We start from the raw sequence: 15,952 nt of genomic DNA, 5'->3' as shown, positions 1-15,952 counted from the left end.
GATCCACGAACAGTCACCGAAAGGCCGATCCGCCATGACCGATGGCACGTACACCCGCTACGTCGCGCTGGGCGACAGTCAGACCGAGGGCGTAGGCGACGGCGACGACCTGACCGGCCTGCGAGGTTGGGCGGACCGGCTGGCCGAGCGACTCGCCGTCACCAATCCCGAACTGCGCTATGCCAATCTGGCGGTACGCGGCAAGCTGGCCCACCAGATCCGCGACGACCAGCTGGACGCGGCGCTCGCACTGCGCCCGGATCTCGCCACCGTCCTGGCCGGCATGAACGATCTGCTGCGGCCGAATTTCGATCCGGACGAGATCGCCGAGCATGTCGAGGCCATGTTCGCGGCGCTCACCGCCGCCGGGGCGGTGGTGGCGACGCTGACTTTCCCCGATGTCGCCGAGACCATTCCGCTGGCACGGCCGATTCGAGGCCGGATCGCCGTGATCAATGACCGGCTGCGGGCGGCGGCCCATCGGCACGGGGTGCTCGTGGCCGAGATCGGCCATCACCGCGTGGTGACCGATCCGCGCCTGTGGGACCCGGACCGTCTGCACGCCAGCCCGCTGGGCCACCAGCGCATCGCGGACGCTGTGGCCGAGGCGCTGCGGCTGCCCGGCGCGGACGATGCCTGGACCCGCCCGCTCTCGCCCGCGCTGCCCGAGCACGGGCCGCTGCGCTCGCTCGCGGCCGAGTTCCAGTGGGCGGCAACCGCGCTGGGGCCGTGGGTGATGCGCCGCCTGCGTGGCATCTCCTCCGGTGACCGGCGCGAACCCAAACGCCCGGTGCCGCTGCCGGTATACGGCGCGGATTCGATCGCACCACGCTGACCGCGCGCACCCACAGCGGCTCCGCCGACACTGAAAACGCCGCCGCTGTCGGACAATTGATTCCCACTCAGCCGGGGGCGATCGGTGCGGATCATGTACGGCCACGACTGCTACCGCGCTAGGCTGCTCCAGAATTCGCACCGGTGGTCGGCGGCGAAGGCCTCGGAGAATTGGTTGCCGGCGGGCCGGAAGGACAGGAAAGCCGGTGCGGACTCGCTGTATCGCGGAATGGCCGGTAATCCTTGCGGGTCGGCGCTGCCCGCCGTGATGAAGCGCGTCCAGTAGCGCCGCATTTCGTCCTGCAGGCGTTGCTGGTCCGGGGTCATGGCGCCGTGCAGCAGCCATCCGACCTGCGCCAGGTCGAACAGTGAGGGCAGTTCCGCGGCGTGGTAGGCGCCCATGGGGAAGTTGCTCGGCGGGGCCAACGCGCCTCGATCGTCGAATTCGTAGATGTAGGTGGGGTTCTGGCGTCCGAATTGCCCGGCCTGGTCGACCAGATTGCAGACGACCTTGTCGGTCCAGGCCCGGGTGAGCGCCAGCGCGGGCTGCGCGTAGTCACCGAGGGGATACTCCCCCACGATCCGATCGACCTGTGCCTGATCCACCCCGCTCAGCTGGGTGGTGAGCAGATTGGGGTAATCCGCGGCCGTCATCCCGGCGCCGAGCGGATTGCCGTACTTGATCCACACCCACAGCGCCATCTCGTCATGATTGGAACCGATGAAGGTCGGAACATGCGCCATCCCACCGGCTTTCAACACGGCGACAGGATCGCGCGGGAGAAAGTCATTGCCGTACACCACATTCGCCGAATCCGGCGCGTGATCCACGAGGACATCCGCGGAAAGACCGCGCAGGCATGCCGCGGCGTCCGCTCCCGCGCAACCGGCTCCGGACGCCCAGGCATCGCCCTCGGCTTCCGCTTCCGGCAGGGCTTGCCCGGCGCACGGGCCACTCTGCATCATGGCCGCCGCGAACAGCCCGGCCGACGAGGGCGCGGCCATCTGCGCGCAGATCGAAATCCCGCCCGCGGATTCACCATCCACCGTCACCCGGTCCGGATCACCGCCGAATGCCGCGATATTGCGCTGGACCCAGCGCAGCGCGGCCTGCTGATCCATCAGCCCGTAGTCCCCCGAGCCCGCACCCTCGTCCAGCGCCGAGGCGGCCAGGAAGCCGAAGGTCCCGAGCCGGTAGTTGATGGTGACCACGATGCTGTCGCCGTCGGGCTGCGATACCAAAGGCGCCGCACCGTACATGCTTCCGGTGCCGGTTTGCAGGCTGCCGCCGTGAATCCACACCATGACCGGCAGACCCCGCCCGTCGGCGGGCAGCGTGCGCGGCGTCCAGACGTTCAGGTAGAGGCAGTCCTCATCGGTCGAGCGCAGCCCGCCCGCGCCCGTGGCCTGCGCACACTTCGGCCCGGCGTCGCGGGCCTCGCGGATGCCGGTCCACGGTGATACCGGTGCGGGCGGCCGCCAGCGGAGTGCGCCGACCGGCGGTGCGGCGTAAGGAATCCCGTTGAAGAGGCGGTAGTGCTGGGCCGATACGCCGTGCAGACTGCCGCTGTCGATGGCGACGATGTCGGGGGCAGCCGGTGGTAGAGCGCGCGCCGGCGGACCGTTCAGCGCGAAGACCGTCACCAGCAGAACGACCGCCGAGAACACCGCCCCGGCTCCCCATCCCATCCACTCCCGGTCACGCACGATCACCCGAGCCTCCTGGGCCAGCAGCGTTATCGCGTAGTCGTTCAATACTAATCGGCTATCGGGGAGGAGGGTTCCGAGTCCGGAAAGCGAGCAAAACCCCTGTGCGGGAGCGGGACACCGCGCATCGTCCATCTCACGACGAGATGGTCCTCGACCGTCGATTCGGGCCGGGAAGCCGTGAGCCCATGCGCGACGGCCCATCTGCGCACCAAGTTCACCGCCGCCCAACAGGATCCGGGCGACGACCTGCTCGGCGGGCCGACCGCGCCTGCGCGGCCGGTGAGATCACCGACGTGGTGGCCGTGCTCATCCCGGTCCAACTCGTCGGCGCGGGCGGCGAATCCACCGCCGGGCTGATCGCCGACTCGCGGCGGCCGGCCATCCGTCGGCCGCCGGGACGGACTTCGCCACGAACGCGCTGCTGCCCGCCTTCCTCGACGAGGCGCTGCGCCTGCGCTGACTCACGCAACCCGCCCGGATTCTTCCGCGCGTCCGCCGCGTGCCGGGGGCTCGGTCACGGCATGATCGTCGTCGACCGAGGGGGAGCCACAGCCGTGACCATAGGAAAGGGGTTCTGTTCGTGAAGACCGTGTATCTCCGCCGCATCACCCTGGCCGCGCTCGCTTGCGCCGTCTCCGGCGCTTTCGCCGCACCGGCGTCCGCCGACGCGGCCCCGCAGCGGATCACGCTCGACTACTCCAAGGGCCGGTGCGGCCAGACCGTCCTGCTGGCCCATTCGTTCACGCCCACCACGCTGGAGATCACCACCTCCGACAACTTCACCGATGACGCCAAGATCGACATGAACGGCCAGCGCACCCCGCTGCCCGACACCTACGGCGCCCAGACCACCCAGATCGACCTCGGCACCCCGATGCCCGGGGTCGTCCCCTTCGAGATCTCCGGTTCGGAGTGGCCGGGCAGCGCCGGCACCGGCTGCAAGGGCTGGATCATCATCGCCTGACGGGTCCGCGAGAGCGGCCGAGTCCCGGAATCCCGGGACTCGGCCGCTCAGCGGCTCACTTGCCGTGAGAGCGCAACTGGTACAGACCCTTGGTTTCGGCCACGACCACGCCGTTGGCGTCGGTCACCACGGCCTCGAGGGTGAAGTCGGCCTTGCCCTTCGCGTCGGCCTCCTCTGTGATGCGCGCGATCTCCTCCTCCGACAGCGACGCCTCGGCGCGCACATCGGTGGCGGCGGGCTTGCGGAAGAAGATCTGCAGGTCCTTCACCAGGGGGAAGTACTTGGCGGTGTCGAAACTGGCGATGGCGATCGCGCCGCCGAGGATCTCCGCGACGGTGAACAGCACACCGGCGTACATGACGCCGAAGTGATTGCCATTTCCTTCGACCGGCACCGTGGTGGCGGCGAATCCGGGGCGCACCTCCTCGGCCCGCACCCCCATCTTGTGCGCGATCGGAATCGTGAATTCCAGACCACCGTTCACGACTTCGTTCAGCGGCGGGGCGTCATTCGCCATGCGGACCTCCTCGTCCCGGAAATGGGGCAACTTACTGACGTGCTGCCAACAACGTGAATCATCATGGGTGAGAGGGTCGCGGCGCAACTCTTTCAGCCCTGGCGTGAAACCCGCCACATCCGGGCAAATCATCCCATGTCCCCTCTAGTATGCAAGTCGTGTCCAAGACTCTTTCCGCCGCCGAGCGGGCCTACCGCGAGATCAAGGAACGCATCCTCAGCGGCGACCTGGCGGGTGGGGAGCTGGTCAGCGAGAACGAGATGGCCGCGGAGCTGGGCACCTCCCGCACCCCGGTGCGCGAGGCCTTCCTGCGGCTCGAGACCGAGGGCTGGATGCGGCTCTATCCCAAGCGCGGCGCGCTGGTGGTGCCGGTGCCCTCACATGAGGCCGAGCATGTGATCCATGCCCGCTACATCGTGGAAACTGGCGCGGTCGACGCGCTCACCCGCATCGCCCGCGCGGGGCTGATCCCCCGGCTGCGCGAATCCCTGGACCGCCAGCGCGAACTGGCCGATGCGGGCGACCTCGACGAATTCGCCATCGTGGACGCCGATTTCCATCGCGAGTACGTGGTATCCGCCGACAATCCGCTGCTCATCGGCTTCTACGACTCGCTGCGCGAGCGCCAGCGCCGCATGAACAGCGTTGCGCTGCAACGGGGCGAGACCAACCCGCACCACATCATCGAGCAGCACACGCGGCTCGCCGACCTGATCGAAGCCGCCGACGCCGCCGGTTTCGCCGAAGCACTCGCCGTGCACCTCACCGACGTGCACGGCGTGACCCTGAGAGGAGTGTGATGGCGACGCTGACGGCCGTCGGTTCCCGCACCACCGGCATCGGCACCCATCCCAAGGCGTGGCTGGGCGTAGCCACCGCCATCTTCGCGATCGCCTGGGGCGGCAACGAATTCACCCCGCTGCTGGTCATGTACAAGCGCGACGGGCTGCCCGTCACCACCGTGGACCTGTTGCTTTTCGAATACGTACTGGGCATCGTCCCCGCGCTGCTCATCGGCGGGCCGCTGTCGGACCGCTACGGCCGCCGCCCACTCATGCGGTCCGCGCCCTTCATCGCGGCCACCGGCTCGACCCTGCTGGCCTTCGGATCCGCTTCCGTCCCCATGCTTTCCGCCGGGCGCGTGCTGTGCGGCATCGCGCTGGGCCTGGCCATGGCGGTGGGCAGCAGTTGGCTCAAGGAGCTGTCGCAGCCGCCCTTCACCGCCGCGACCGCCTCCGGCACCGGGGCGCGCCGCTCGGCCATGAGCCTCACCGGCGGCTTCGGCGTCGGTGCGGGTGTGGCCGGGGTGCTTGCGCAGTGGGCGCCGTGGCCGGACACCCTCGCCTACCTGATCAATGTGACGCTGTGCCTGGTGGCGGCGGCGCTGGTGTTCCGCGCGCCGGAATCCATCGCGCCGCAGGCGAATCCGGGTCGACTGCGGGATGACCTCGAGGTCCCGGTCGCCGCGCACCACCGCTTCCGGACCGTGGCGCTGCCGGTGTGCCTGTGGCTGTTCACCTCGTCCGCGGTGGCCTATGCCATCATGCCGACACTCATGATGCCCAAGGTTCACAATGCGCCCATCGCGTTCTCGGCGCTCATCACCGTCATCACGCTGGGCTGCGGCTTCGGCATTCAATCCGTCGCCCGCCGCATCGATCGGCCCGGATCCCTGCGCCTGCCGGTACTGGCGCTGAGCCTGGTCATCCTCGGAATGCTGCTGGCCGCAGCGGCTTCCGCCACCTTGACCATGTGGCTGACCGTGCTGACCGCCATCGCCCTGGGCATGGGCTTCGGCAGCGGGCTGGTCGCCGGCCTGCTCGAAATCGAGCGCATGGCCCGGCCCGACGATCTGGCGGGACTGACCGCCGTCTTCTACGCGGTCAGCTACCTCGGCTTCGGCGTCCCGGCGGTCATGGCGATCTGCCACGACAGCACCGGCCTCGGCTATCCGGCAATGCTCGGCGGGCTCGCGGCGGCCTGCGCTGTGTGCCTGGCCGTTGTCAGCCGCTCCCGGGCAGCCTAGAACATGTCCTGGCCCAGGATGACCCGGCGGCTCCTGGAGTGCCTTGCGGCAGTCCAGGCCGATGAGGCCGGGAGCCGAACTCATCGATATTCCGGGCGAGAACCAGACCCTCGGAATGACCTCCGCGCTGCAGTCCGCCGGGTCAGCGCAAGTGCGTCTCGAAGAAGGCGAAGATTCGCTTCCAGGCGTCCTTGGTGGCTTGTTCGTTATAGCCCAGGCCGGTTACCCGGATCACCGGTTCGGCGGGGGTGAGGTTGGCGAAGGCATGGGTGACGCCGGGGTAGGTCTTCACGTCGTGGTCGATGCCGTACTCGGTCAGCACCCGTTCGAGTTTCGGACCGCGGCCGGGATTGGCCGGGTCGAGTGCACCGTAGCTGGCGACGATGGGGCAGGATCCGCGCAGGATGTCCTCGTAGTTGCCGCGGCCGGAGGGATAGAAAGGCGCCGCGGCATCGAAGCCCTTGGTCGCGACCAGCAGCGCGAACCCGCCGCCCAGGCAGAACCCGACCACGGCCACCCGGCCGGTGCAGTGCGGGTCGGCGATGAGATGGGCGCGAGCGCTGAGGATGTCGTGGACGGTGGTGCCCTCGCCATTGGAGAGCAGTTCGCGGATCATGCTCGGCACGCAGCGAACGCGGCCGCGCGCGAACAGGTTCGGGACAATGGCGAGGTAGCCGTTCTCGGCCAGGCGGCGGGCGGTCGTCCGCATGTCGTGGTTGACGCCCACCATGTCGTGCAGCACCACAACGCCCGGCCAAGGCCCAGATCCGGCCGGGGTGGCGACGTACGCGTCGATGGTGCCGTTGGGCGTGGTCAGTTGGATCGTGCTCACCGGTGCGCCCCTCCGTCGGAGATCGAACTAACCGAGGCATCGTAACGCGTCTGGGACAATCCGCCGCTCCCCGCCGCGCGTCGCGACGGGGGCGGGCGATTCGCGGTGTGCGTGCTCAGCTTTCGACGGGCAGGCCCGCCTCGACCCAATCCTGAATGCCGTCGCGATACTTGCGGACATTGGTGTAGCCCAGGCGCTCCAGCTTGGTGGCCACGTTCTGACTATTGGGGCACGCGGCATTGGAGCAGTAGGTGACGATGGCCGCGTCACGATCCGGAAGCAGTTGTGGTGCGAGGTTTTCCACCTCGGCCTCGACCAGCGCGAGCGCACCGGGAAGGTGGGCCTCGGCGTAGTACTCGCCGCCCAGGGCGTCCAGCACGATGACCGAACCGGCCTCGATCTCCTCGACGAGTTCGGCGCGCGTGATGAGTGCGGTCATGGGGTTCCTTTCCCGAAAATTATGTGCGTGTGCACGCTACTATTTGAGTGCGCGCGCACGCAACTGGTTATGATGGGCGGGTGTCCGCATCCCGATCCCTTCCCGCCGTGCACGCCTGGGCCGCGCTCCTGCAGGTCCACGCCAGGCTCGTGCCCGAACTCGACGCCGAACTGCGACGCGCCACCGGGCTCCCGCTGAGCTGGTACGACGTGCTGCTGGAACTCGATGGGCCGCACCGGCTCCGGATGAGCGATCTGGGTGAACGCGTGGTGCTCAGCCGTACCCGGGTCAGCCGGCTGGTGACCGAGATGGAGTCGGACGGGCTGGTGCGGCGCGAATCCAACCCGGACGACGGGCGTTCGGCATTCGTGAGCATCACCGACACGGGCCGCCGCCGCTTCCGCGAGGCCGCGCCGCACTACCTGGCCGGAATCGAGCGGCGCTTCGGCGGCAAGCTCGATCCGGCCGAACTCGAGACCGTGGCCGCGGCGCTGCGCAAGGTGCTGGCCCCGACCGAGATAGCCTCGCCCGGAGTCGGCGCGCCGTAGTTCGGCGCGGGCTGTACCGAACGGTTGCCCAGCGGGCGGGCGACGGGAACAGTGGACGCGGGAATCGATCCCACCGGATTCGATCGGAATGATTCGACCAGAGGAGATATCTCGTGCGTTTCGGCATCTTCATCCCGCAGGGCTGGCGACTCGACCTGGTCGGCATCGACCCCGCCGCGCAATGGGGAGTGATGCGGGACCTGGCCCAGCGCGCGGATTCCGGGGACGCCTGGGAGTCCCTGTGGGTCTACGACCACTTCCACACCGTGCCGGTGCCCACCGAGGAGGCGACCCACGAGGCGTGGTCGCTCATGTCGGCGCTGGCCGCGAGCACCGCACGCATCCGGCTGGGCCAGATGTGCACCGCCATGAGCTACCGGAATCCGGCCTACCTGGCCAAGGTCGCCGCCACCGTGGACCTCATCTCGGGCGGCCGCGTGGAGATGGGCATCGGCGGCGGCTGGTACGAACACGAATGGCGCGCCTACGGCTACGGATTCCCCTCCGCCGGTGTGCGATTGGGGCGTCTCGACGAAGGCGTGCAGATCCTCGAGCAGGCGTGGACCACCGGTAAGGCCACCCTCGACGGCAAGCACTACCAGGTCGACGGCGCGATCGTGCGCCCGCTTCCGGTGCAGGAGGGCGGGATTCCGATCTGGATCGCGGGCGGAGGCGAGAAGGTGACGCTGCGGATCGCGGCAAAGCACGCGCAGTACACCAACTTCGCGGGCGATCCGGAGACGTTCGCCCGGAAGTCCGAACTGCTGCGCACGCACTGTTCCGAGGTCGGAACGGATTTCGACGCCATCACCCGCGGCTCCAACTTCAACACCCTGGTCGGCGCGACCGACGCCGAGGTCCAGGATCGCCTGTCCCAGCTGGAAGCGCGGCTGACCCCGTTCGTCGGCGCCGAAGGCGCGGCACAGCACGTGAAGGATCTGTTCCGTGGCTCCCTCGGCGTCGGCACCCCCGAGCAGATCGTCGAAAGGCTCTCGGGCATCAAGGATCTCGGCCTCGCCTACGCCATCCACTACTTCCCCGAAATCGCCTACGACACCTCGGGCCTGGAACTCTTCGAGCGCGAGGTCATTCCCGCGCTGCGCTGAGCGCGGCATACGCTCAGGCGTGGGATGACATCCCTTCCGCCTGATCTATGTGGCCGCGCTGTACCCCAGAATCGCGGTGGCCGCCGCCGCGCCGTAGGCACGGCTCGCGATATCCGGACGGGCGGAAGGGAAGTTGGAACGGCTCACCACGGTGACATTATTGGCCAGCGTCACCGTGTCGTCGACGCGGGTCACCACACAGTTGCCACCGGCTTTGGCCGTCAAATCGACCACCACCGTACCGAACGGGAGCGCCGCCAGACCCTCCCGGTCGAGTAGCACCGGTGCGGGCCTCCCGCGACGCCCTGCGGCGCACACCACCAGATTCGGCCGGACGGAAGCGATACAGCGGGCGACCATAGCCGGATCCGGATCGAGGACGAACCTCTTCGCGCCGTGTGCGAATGCGACCGCGCGCTGCTCGACACGGCTGCCGATCGCGGCCGGCGGTACATCGCCGGAGCGGACCGCGGCGTCGATGGCCGCGAGCCCGGCTTGCCCACAGCCGATGACCAGGGCACACACCACGCAATCCGGATCCTGATCGCGCAGCTGCCCGCGCCCCTCCAGGTACGCCACTTCACCGGCGATCCGGCTCATGGCGCTCAGCGGATCGAGCTGGGCCGTTTCGAGATCCGGCGGCATGTGCTCGAAAGCCACCGACTCGACCCCGTATTGACTCAGCCGGTGAATGGACCGGCGGCGTTTCACCGGATCCTGGAACCCGAGCAGCAGTTGCCCGGTTCTGGTCGGCATCGTATCGAGGTCGTAGGCAGGCGGTTTCACCCATGTGATCAGGTCGGCGGCAGCGAAGACCGACTCCGGTCCGGGCACCACCGAGGCCCCCGCGGCCCGATAGTCGGCGTCGTCGAAGGTGGCCCACCGGCCGGCATCCTGCTCCACCACCACTTTCAGCCCGCTCCGGACCAAGGCCGTCACATCGTCGGGGGTCGAGGCGACACGCAACTCGTCCGCGGCGGTTTCGCGCAGCACGCCGACGGTGGTGACGCGCGGGGAGCGGGCGGGAATGCGGCGTTCCAGCAGGGCGCCGGAATACGTCATGCCGTCGTCGATCCGCTGGAGCAGGCGCTCGATGCGGTCGAACAACTCGGGTACCAGGCCGGGGCCCACTTCGCCGGTAGCACGCCGGGGCGTTGTCACATTGAGCCGCACGCCCATTCGACGTGATCCGGTGCGGTCCAGTGCGACGCAGTCGACACCGGCCGAAATCAGCAGCAGGTCCTCCAGATCCGCGCTGGACCGTACCGCCGCCGCCGACATCACCTCGGCATCGAATTCGATGGTGAGGAACATGCCGTCCTGGCTGCCCAGGCACCGCAGCAGCTCGGTGCCGAATCCGGCATTGATCCCGGCCACCAGGGCCCGTGCGGTTGCCATCCGCTCCCGGAGCAGTGTGCGGTTGCGGATCAGGTAGTCCTCCGAGGTGCCCTCGATCGTGGCCCGGACCAGATGCGTCGTCTCACGCTGGAACGCGACGCGCAGACGCTCGCGAACCGAGGCCAACCACACCTTGTCGCCCGAACACGCCGCACCGAGCTTGCACGGACCGAAGGCATTGAACGCCTTGGAATTACCGGTGATGCTGAGGACACGGTCGTACAGACGGACCGGCCCGCGGGCCGTGGGAACGACGATCGACGCGATCGGTATATGTCCCTCGACGAGCAGGTCGAACGACATATCGCAGATCACCGGCACCTCGGCGGCGACGAGGACGCGGCCGATCTCGACCAGCTGCTCGACCGTGTAGTCGGCGACCACCGGGTTGCCGGGTAGGGTCAGCAGGACGCCACACAGGTTTCCCTGCGCCGCATGGGATTTCAGCGTTCGCTCGAGGGAATCGGGATCGATCCTGAAGTCGTTGTCGCCGGTCACGCTACTGGCCGCCATTCGCAGGCCGAACTTGGCGACGTGCCCGGCCACACTCTTGTAGTAGCCCTCCGGGCATACCAGGACACCGCCCGGCCGGGCCAGCGTGGCGATCGCCTCCTCCAACAGGACGGTGCTCGAATAGGGACCGACGATCACCTCGCCGGGATCGATGTCGACACCGGGCATGCCGGCAACAGGCCGCGATATCCGCGCGAAAAGCCGCTCCGCGGCCAGTCTCCGCAAAACCAGTGGCTGTCTCTTGGCGTACGGCGTCCCGTCCCGGCCGTCGGTGAGGTTCCCGCCGCCCGCGGCGCCATGACCGGCCATCACCTCCGCCCATGCGTTGTTGAGGGCCGCCACGGCGTTCTCGTCCATGGGCAGGCCGGTCTCGCCGTGATAGGCGTCGATGATCCCGCGATGGCTGCGGCCGTTCGTCCCGGGAAAACGGCTGTCGCTGTCGAGATACCTCCGCGCGATCTGCTTGCGCTGGTCGGAACGGTCCGCCACGTCGACCGGGTCCAGCGACTGCGAGGCCGCGACCCCTCGGCTCATCTGGGCGCGCCTTCGGATCCGGGCTCCTCGTTGGTCCACGCCCGACGCAGCGCCTCCTGAAAACGGCCACGGCAGTCTTCCTGGTCCAAGCGCTCGAACCGGGCCAGTCCCGTCCGCTCGACGAGATCGTTGACTACAAGCGCCTTTCCGAAGCTCCTGAGGTCACGAAGATGGTTGAATTTGCGGTGTGCGGCCTGGACGTCCTGCCACAGTGACGAGAATCTGCTGGAGTCCCGCTCGCGGCGGCGGAAATCGTAATCGCCCGCCAGGACATAGCTGTCGTCGACAATCAGCATGCCCTGCGCATTGGGAGCGAACTCCCGGTTCACCAGTATGGTTTCCACCTTCGCCTTGACCTGCTGCCAGAGCTTGTCCTCATAGAGGGTCACGTCCACGACGTCGTCCAGGACATAGACACGCTGCACCGACACACCGGACTGCGCCTTCGCGAGGATTGCCCGGTGATACTCGTCGCCGACGTCGCCGCCGATCGCTCCCAGTTCGGCGCTGTGGATCGCGCAGATCCGCTCCCGCGCGCGATCCAGGACGGTGAGCCAGTCGATGACCGTATTCCATTCCCGCACAACGACGCTGCCGGAAGGGATCTGGATCAGGACCTCCTCGGCCCGGGCCAGCTGCCGCTCGGCGATCTCCCGGAGCGGGACGAGTTCCTCGCCCGTGTCGTCGAGCGCGGCGAGGCTCTGCGCGAGGGTGAGAACCCGGTCGGCTAGATCCGGCTTCCGACTCAGCAGGATGTCGAAGCGGATGCGCAGGTCACTGATGGCGGCCTCGGCATCGGTCTCCTCACCGAGGCCGGGGAGGCGTTCGCCCAGGACCGCGCTCAATTTCTCCCGTTGCAGGCGCGGCGGTATGCGTTTGCCGTTCTCGATCTGCTGAATCAGACTGCGCGAGCAGCCGACCCGTTCGGCCAACGCCTCCTGGGTGAGATTGCGTTGCCGGCGCAGTCGCTTGACCACCGCGCCGATAGGCTCGCCGTCCGAGGCCGAGCGAGACATGCTCGTCTCCCATCATGTTCTGCATTGCTCAGACGTGTCACGCGTAGCTCATCCTAAGCACGCTGTGTCATTTTTGCCATTACGAAACGTGCAGGCTTCTCCGGATTCGTTTACCGGACAGGTTAACCGGTCAAATCACCCAGGATGGACAGGCGAGACATCGCCCAGCTACACCTTCGGCTGGACCGTAATGCGCTTTTAGCAGCGGAAGACGCCTGATATTTGCGATATTCGAGATACGAACAGTGCACGACGCTTACTTATTAGCACCGTGCGCTTATCTTGTATCGATCATGAGCAAATCTTCTCGCTATGTGCCATCCCTGCGCTGAAGTATCCTTGTGCTACAACCGCTTTCGAGGAGGTGCCCGAAACCTCATGGCCCTCGAGATGAAACCCCAGCACCGGCCCTGGGTGATCCGCAGCGACAAGACGCCCGAAATGGCAATTCGCACAACTCCTTCCGATGACAGCTGGCGCCTCACCTGGGCCCCGGACCGCTTGTTCTCCCTCGAGGCGGCGTGCCACGCCATGCTGCTCGACGAGATACTGAGCGATCCGGACCCCGAGGATCTCGACCAGGCCCTGGAGGTGGCCGAGTTGCTGGCCGGTGAGCTCGGCTTCACGCTGCGCGAAGTTCTTGTGCGGCTGTGGAATCGGTCCGACCGGCAGGAACGGCGGACCGATTCGGCCGCGCCGCCCCATCGGGCCGCCCCGGTCCATGGCTGATCGGCGAATCCGCTGACCGGCACCGGTTTTCGAGATCCCGGGAGGAGATCTCATGACCCACCGGAGATCCAGCTCGATCGGCGTAATCAGCTCGCCGCCACTCCCGGTGAACATGCCCGCACCGCAACCGTTCTGGTTCGTGGACACGACGGCGGCCCTGGTCGGCGAGGGAATGCTCCCGCTCTCGCGGGTGGCGATGGCGGTGACGGCGGGAGGGGTGGCCGTCACCGCCTCGTGAACCACCGGCCGTACACGGGGGCACGGCCGGGCTCGCGGGCGAGAAGGCGTCAGGCCGAACGGGTTTCGGCGGTGACCGGTGCGGTCTTCCGGGTGGTGCGGCGGAAGCGCAGAATGCCGTCCTCCAGCGGGGCCTTGCGCAGCAGCGCGCGGTCCCGGAAGTAATTGTTGACGACCTGCCACGGGCCGCGGGTGCCCTGACGGGGCATCACGCCGTCGCCGCGCTGGATGTAACCGGAGGTCAGCGCGCCGCCCATGAGCGACGCCTCGGAGCGGTCGCCCTCCTCGGGGATCGCGACGACCTCGGTGTATCCATTGTCGCGCATGTGGTTCAGCAGGCGGCAGAAGTACTCCGCGGCCAGATCGGCCTTGAGGGTCCAGGAGGCGTTGGTGTAGCCCAGGATCACCATCATGTTCGGCACGGTGCCGAGAAGCGCGCCCTTGTAGGCCACCAGATCCCGGGTGGCCAGGGTCTGCCCGTCCACCTCGAGCTGCGCGCCGCCGAGCATCTGCACGGTGAGACCCGTTGCGCTGACCACGATGTCGGCCTCGAGCTCCTCGCCCGAGGACAGGCGGATGCCCTTCTCGGTGAATGTCTCGATGGTGTCGGTGACGATGGACGCCTCGCCCCTGCGCAGCACCCGGAACAGGTCGCCGTTGGGCACCACGCACAGGCGCTGGTCCCACGGATTGTAGTTCGGGGTGAAGTGCTTCATATCGATGTCCGGCCCGACCTGCGCGCGCACCGCGGCCAGCATGAGCTTGGCCGACAGCTTCGGGTTGGTGCGCGAGAGCTGGTAGCTGGCCCGCTGCAGCGCGATATTGCGCGCCCGGCCCGCCTTGTAGGCAATGGCGGCAGGCACTTTCGCGAACTTGAAGCCGACCGCGACGGGGTCGTCGGCGGGCAGCGCGGCGATGTAGGTGGGCGAGCGCTGCAGCATGGTGACGTGCGCGGCATCGGTGCTCATGGCCGGGATGAGCGTGATGGCGGTCGCGCCACTGCCGATGACGACCACGCGCTTGCCGCGGTAGTCCAGGTCCTCGGGCCAGTGCTGCGGGTGCACGATCTGCCCGCCGAAGTTCTCCTCGCCCGGGAACCGCGGCCGGTAGCCGTTGTCGTAGTCGTAGTACCCGGTGCAGCCGATGAGGAAGTCGCTGGTGTAGGTCTCGGTCTTGCCGGTGCGCTCGTCGAGCACCTCGACGGTCCACCCGCCCTCGTCGCTGGTCCATGAGGTCTTGGTGACCTTGCGGCCGAAGCGGATGTGGTCGGTGACGCCGTACTCGGCGGCGGTGTCCTCGATGTACTGGCGAATGCGCGGTCCGTCGGCGAGCACCTTGGTGCCGTGCCAGGGCCGGAAGCCGTAGCCGAAGGTGTACATGTCGGAGTCCGACCGGATGCCGGGGTATTTGAACAGGTCCCAGGTGCCGCCGATGGCGGTCCGGCGCTCCAGGATCAGGTAGCTGCGCCCGGTCTTTTCCCGGGTCAGATGGCAGGCCATGCCGATACCGGAGAGGCCGGCCCCGATGATCAGTACGTCGACATGCCGCGTCATTGAGGTTCTCGCTTCTCGTCGCGCCCGGACACCCGCGTCCGGACACATCGAGTATTACATGTTATTTGCGGTAACGTCTACCTGCGTGACCTGACGGGACCTGAGTCCCCTTCCACGCCCGACCCCCCACTGGCGCCGCGGATGCCGCGCGAACATATCGCCGGGCAGAATCCACCGGCTGTCCGTTGCTCACCGGCGCGCGCTTTCTGGGATCCTGGGCTGGTGAACGCAGGGGACATCGCCGTCGAGTTCGCGCCCGAGTTGCGCGTGCTCGTCGGTCAGCGCGACAGCACGCCGGTTCGCGTGGACGGCACCTCGACGCTGGGACACGTGGTGGAGTCCTTGGGTGTGCCGCTCACCGAGGTGGGCGCACTACTGGTGAACGGCGAACCGGTTGCGACAGGCCACATTCCCCGCGGCGGCGAGACCGTGACGGTGGCGGCGGTGGCCCGTCCGCAGATCAGCCCCGAACCACTGCGCTTCCTGCTCGACATCCACCTGGGCACTTTGACCCGGCGGCTGCGCCTGCTGGGAATCGATGCGGCATACGAGAATCCGGATATCGGCGACGCCGCCTTGGCGGCCCGCTCCGCCGCCGAGCACCGCGTTCTGCTGTCCCGCGATCGCGGCCTGCTGCGCCGACGCGAAATCTATTCCGGTGCTTATGTCTACAGCCACCACCCGGCTGAGCAGCTGGACGACGTGCTGTCCCGCTTCGCCCCGCCCCTGGCCCCCTGGACCCGCTGCACCTCCTGCAACGGCACCCTGCGCGCCGCCGACCGAGAAGCCGTCCGCGACTGCCTGCCCGACAACACAGGCCAGAGCTACGACTCCTTCGTCCAGTGCGTCGACTGCGGCCAGACCTACTGGAAGGGCGCGCACCACGCGCGGCTGGACGCCATCGTCTCGGACGCGTTGGCCAAATTCGCCTGATTCACTCCGACCTCCACCGCGGCCTCGACTATCCCGTCGGCGTGAACACCGACTTCCCGGCCG

General features: G+C 67.9%; 16 protein-coding genes. 9 read left to right on the top strand and 7 right to left on the bottom strand.

What is annotated here, in order from left to right; genetic code table 11:
- The first annotated feature begins 34 nt into the window (after positions 1-34).
- Positions 35-835: an SGNH/GDSL hydrolase family protein gene (locus GLP40_RS24855; protein WP_154790415.1), complete on the top strand. Its 801-nt coding sequence runs from the start codon at positions 35-37 to the stop codon at positions 833-835.
- Positions 836-945: 110 nt separating this feature from the next.
- Here the strand turns inward: GLP40_RS24855 and GLP40_RS24850 are convergent, their stop codons facing one another.
- Positions 946-2,589 carry a carboxylesterase/lipase family protein gene (locus GLP40_RS24850; RefSeq protein ID WP_196054776.1) on the bottom strand — a complete coding sequence of 548 codons (1,644 nt, stop codon included), beginning with the start codon at positions 2,587-2,589 and terminating at the stop codon, positions 946-948.
- 535 nt (positions 2,590-3,124) lie between these two features.
- Between GLP40_RS24850 and GLP40_RS24845 the strand changes: the two genes are divergently transcribed.
- Positions 3,125-3,508 carry a hypothetical protein gene (locus GLP40_RS24845; RefSeq protein WP_154790413.1) on the top strand — a complete coding sequence of 128 codons (384 nt, stop codon included), beginning with the start codon at positions 3,125-3,127 and terminating at the stop codon, positions 3,506-3,508.
- 55 nt (positions 3,509-3,563) lie between these two features.
- Here the strand turns inward: GLP40_RS24845 and GLP40_RS24840 are convergent, their stop codons facing one another.
- Entirely contained in the window at positions 3,564-4,025 is a 462-nt protein-coding gene (locus GLP40_RS24840; RefSeq protein WP_154790412.1) for a PaaI family thioesterase, read from the bottom strand.
- A gap of 149 nt (positions 4,026-4,174) precedes the next feature.
- Here GLP40_RS24840 and GLP40_RS24835 point away from each other — a divergent pair, with 149 nt between their 5' ends.
- On the top strand, positions 4,175-4,825 hold the full coding sequence (locus GLP40_RS24835; protein ID WP_154790411.1) for a GntR family transcriptional regulator: 651 nt from the start codon (positions 4,175-4,177) through the stop codon (positions 4,823-4,825).
- Complete coding sequence (locus GLP40_RS24830; protein WP_154790410.1) at positions 4,825-6,051, top strand: MFS transporter; 1,227 nt, start codon at positions 4,825-4,827, stop codon at positions 6,049-6,051. The genes GLP40_RS24835 and GLP40_RS24830 overlap by 1 nt, the downstream gene beginning before the upstream one ends.
- Before the next feature lie 142 nt (positions 6,052-6,193).
- Here GLP40_RS24830 and GLP40_RS24825 read toward each other — a convergent pair whose 3' ends face one another.
- Positions 6,194-6,883 carry a dienelactone hydrolase family protein gene (locus tag GLP40_RS24825; RefSeq protein WP_328290615.1) on the bottom strand — a complete coding sequence of 230 codons (690 nt, stop codon included), beginning with the start codon at positions 6,881-6,883 and terminating at the stop codon, positions 6,194-6,196.
- Between the two features lie 115 nt (positions 6,884-6,998).
- A complete protein-coding gene (locus GLP40_RS24820; protein WP_154790409.1) occupies positions 6,999-7,322 on the bottom strand; it encodes a rhodanese-like domain-containing protein in 324 nt (107 codons plus the stop codon).
- 80 nt (positions 7,323-7,402) lie between these two features.
- Between GLP40_RS24820 and GLP40_RS24815 the strand changes: the two genes are divergently transcribed.
- Together GLP40_RS24815 and GLP40_RS24810 are read left to right on the top strand one after the other, a co-directional pair.
- Positions 7,403-7,870, top strand: coding sequence for a MarR family winged helix-turn-helix transcriptional regulator (locus tag GLP40_RS24815; RefSeq protein WP_328290614.1), 468 nt, complete (start codon positions 7,403-7,405; stop codon positions 7,868-7,870).
- Between the two features lie 113 nt (positions 7,871-7,983).
- Positions 7,984-8,976: an LLM class F420-dependent oxidoreductase gene (locus GLP40_RS24810; RefSeq protein WP_328290613.1), complete on the top strand. Its 993-nt coding sequence runs from the start codon at positions 7,984-7,986 to the stop codon at positions 8,974-8,976.
- Positions 8,977-9,021: 45 nt separating this feature from the next.
- Here the strand turns inward: GLP40_RS24810 and GLP40_RS24805 are convergent, their stop codons facing one another.
- Together GLP40_RS24805 and GLP40_RS24800 are read right to left on the bottom strand one after the other, a co-directional pair.
- Positions 9,022-11,421 (bottom strand): aminotransferase class I/II-fold pyridoxal phosphate-dependent enzyme, encoded by a 2,400-nt coding sequence (locus GLP40_RS24805; RefSeq protein WP_154790408.1) that lies wholly within the window; start codon positions 11,419-11,421, stop codon positions 9,022-9,024.
- On the bottom strand, positions 11,418-12,437 hold the full coding sequence (locus GLP40_RS24800) for a helix-turn-helix transcriptional regulator (RefSeq protein ID WP_154790407.1): 1,020 nt from the start codon (positions 12,435-12,437) through the stop codon (positions 11,418-11,420). The genes GLP40_RS24805 and GLP40_RS24800 overlap by 4 nt, the downstream gene beginning before the upstream one ends.
- 378 nt (positions 12,438-12,815) lie before the next feature.
- Between GLP40_RS24800 and GLP40_RS24795 the strand changes: the two genes are divergently transcribed.
- Together GLP40_RS24795 and GLP40_RS24790 are read left to right on the top strand one after the other, a co-directional pair.
- The gene (locus GLP40_RS24795; protein ID WP_154790406.1) at positions 12,816-13,166 is read left to right on the top strand and encodes a hypothetical protein; all 351 of its coding nucleotides are present in this window, start codon (positions 12,816-12,818) and stop codon (positions 13,164-13,166) included.
- Between the two features lie 52 nt (positions 13,167-13,218).
- The gene (locus tag GLP40_RS24790) at positions 13,219-13,404 is read left to right on the top strand and encodes a hypothetical protein (RefSeq protein WP_154790405.1); all 186 of its coding nucleotides are present in this window, start codon (positions 13,219-13,221) and stop codon (positions 13,402-13,404) included.
- A gap of 49 nt (positions 13,405-13,453) precedes the next feature.
- On the opposite strand, the gene GLP40_RS24785 is transcribed toward GLP40_RS24790, so the two are convergent.
- Positions 13,454-14,956, bottom strand: coding sequence for a flavin-containing monooxygenase (locus GLP40_RS24785; protein WP_154790404.1), 1,503 nt, complete (start codon positions 14,954-14,956; stop codon positions 13,454-13,456).
- A 222-nt stretch (positions 14,957-15,178) separates the two neighbouring features.
- On the opposite strand from GLP40_RS24785, the gene GLP40_RS24780 reads away from it, so the two are divergent.
- On the top strand, positions 15,179-15,889 hold the full coding sequence (locus tag GLP40_RS24780) for a Mut7-C RNAse domain-containing protein (RefSeq protein ID WP_328290612.1): 711 nt from the start codon (positions 15,179-15,181) through the stop codon (positions 15,887-15,889).
- Positions 15,890-15,952: the final 63 nt, after the last annotated feature.

The organism is Nocardia aurantiaca, assembly GCF_009708175.1.
Classification (GTDB): domain Bacteria; phylum Actinomycetota; class Actinomycetes; order Mycobacteriales; family Mycobacteriaceae; genus Nocardia; species Nocardia aurantiaca.
The sequence above is the reverse complement of the archived record's forward strand: the minus strand, read 5'-3'. Positions and strand labels throughout refer to the sequence as shown.

Bases quoted from the DNA above. Each gene is read 5' to 3' on its own strand.
- GLP40_RS24855 (WP_154790415.1), top strand. From the start codon at position 35: ATGACCGATGGCACGTACACCCGCTACGTCGCGCTGGGCGACAGTCAG.
- GLP40_RS24840 (WP_154790412.1), bottom strand. From the start codon at position 4,025: ATGGCGAATGACGCCCCGCCGCTGAACGAAGTCGTGAACGGTGGTCTG.
- GLP40_RS24835 (WP_154790411.1), top strand. From the start codon at position 4,175: ATGCAAGTCGTGTCCAAGACTCTTTCCGCCGCCGAGCGGGCCTACCGC.
- GLP40_RS24830 (WP_154790410.1), top strand. From the start codon at position 4,825: ATGGCGACGCTGACGGCCGTCGGTTCCCGCACCACCGGCATCGGCACC.
- GLP40_RS24820 (WP_154790409.1), bottom strand. From the start codon at position 7,322: ATGACCGCACTCATCACGCGCGCCGAACTCGTCGAGGAGATCGAGGCC.
- GLP40_RS24805 (WP_154790408.1), bottom strand. From the start codon at position 11,421: ATGAGCCGAGGGGTCGCGGCCTCGCAGTCGCTGGACCCGGTCGACGTG.
- GLP40_RS24800 (WP_154790407.1), bottom strand. From the start codon at position 12,437: ATGTCTCGCTCGGCCTCGGACGGCGAGCCTATCGGCGCGGTGGTCAAG.
- GLP40_RS24795 (WP_154790406.1), top strand. From the start codon at position 12,816: ATGGCCCTCGAGATGAAACCCCAGCACCGGCCCTGGGTGATCCGCAGC.
- GLP40_RS24790 (WP_154790405.1), top strand. From the start codon at position 13,219: ATGACCCACCGGAGATCCAGCTCGATCGGCGTAATCAGCTCGCCGCCA.
- GLP40_RS24785 (WP_154790404.1), bottom strand. From the start codon at position 14,956: ATGACGCGGCATGTCGACGTACTGATCATCGGGGCCGGCCTCTCCGGT.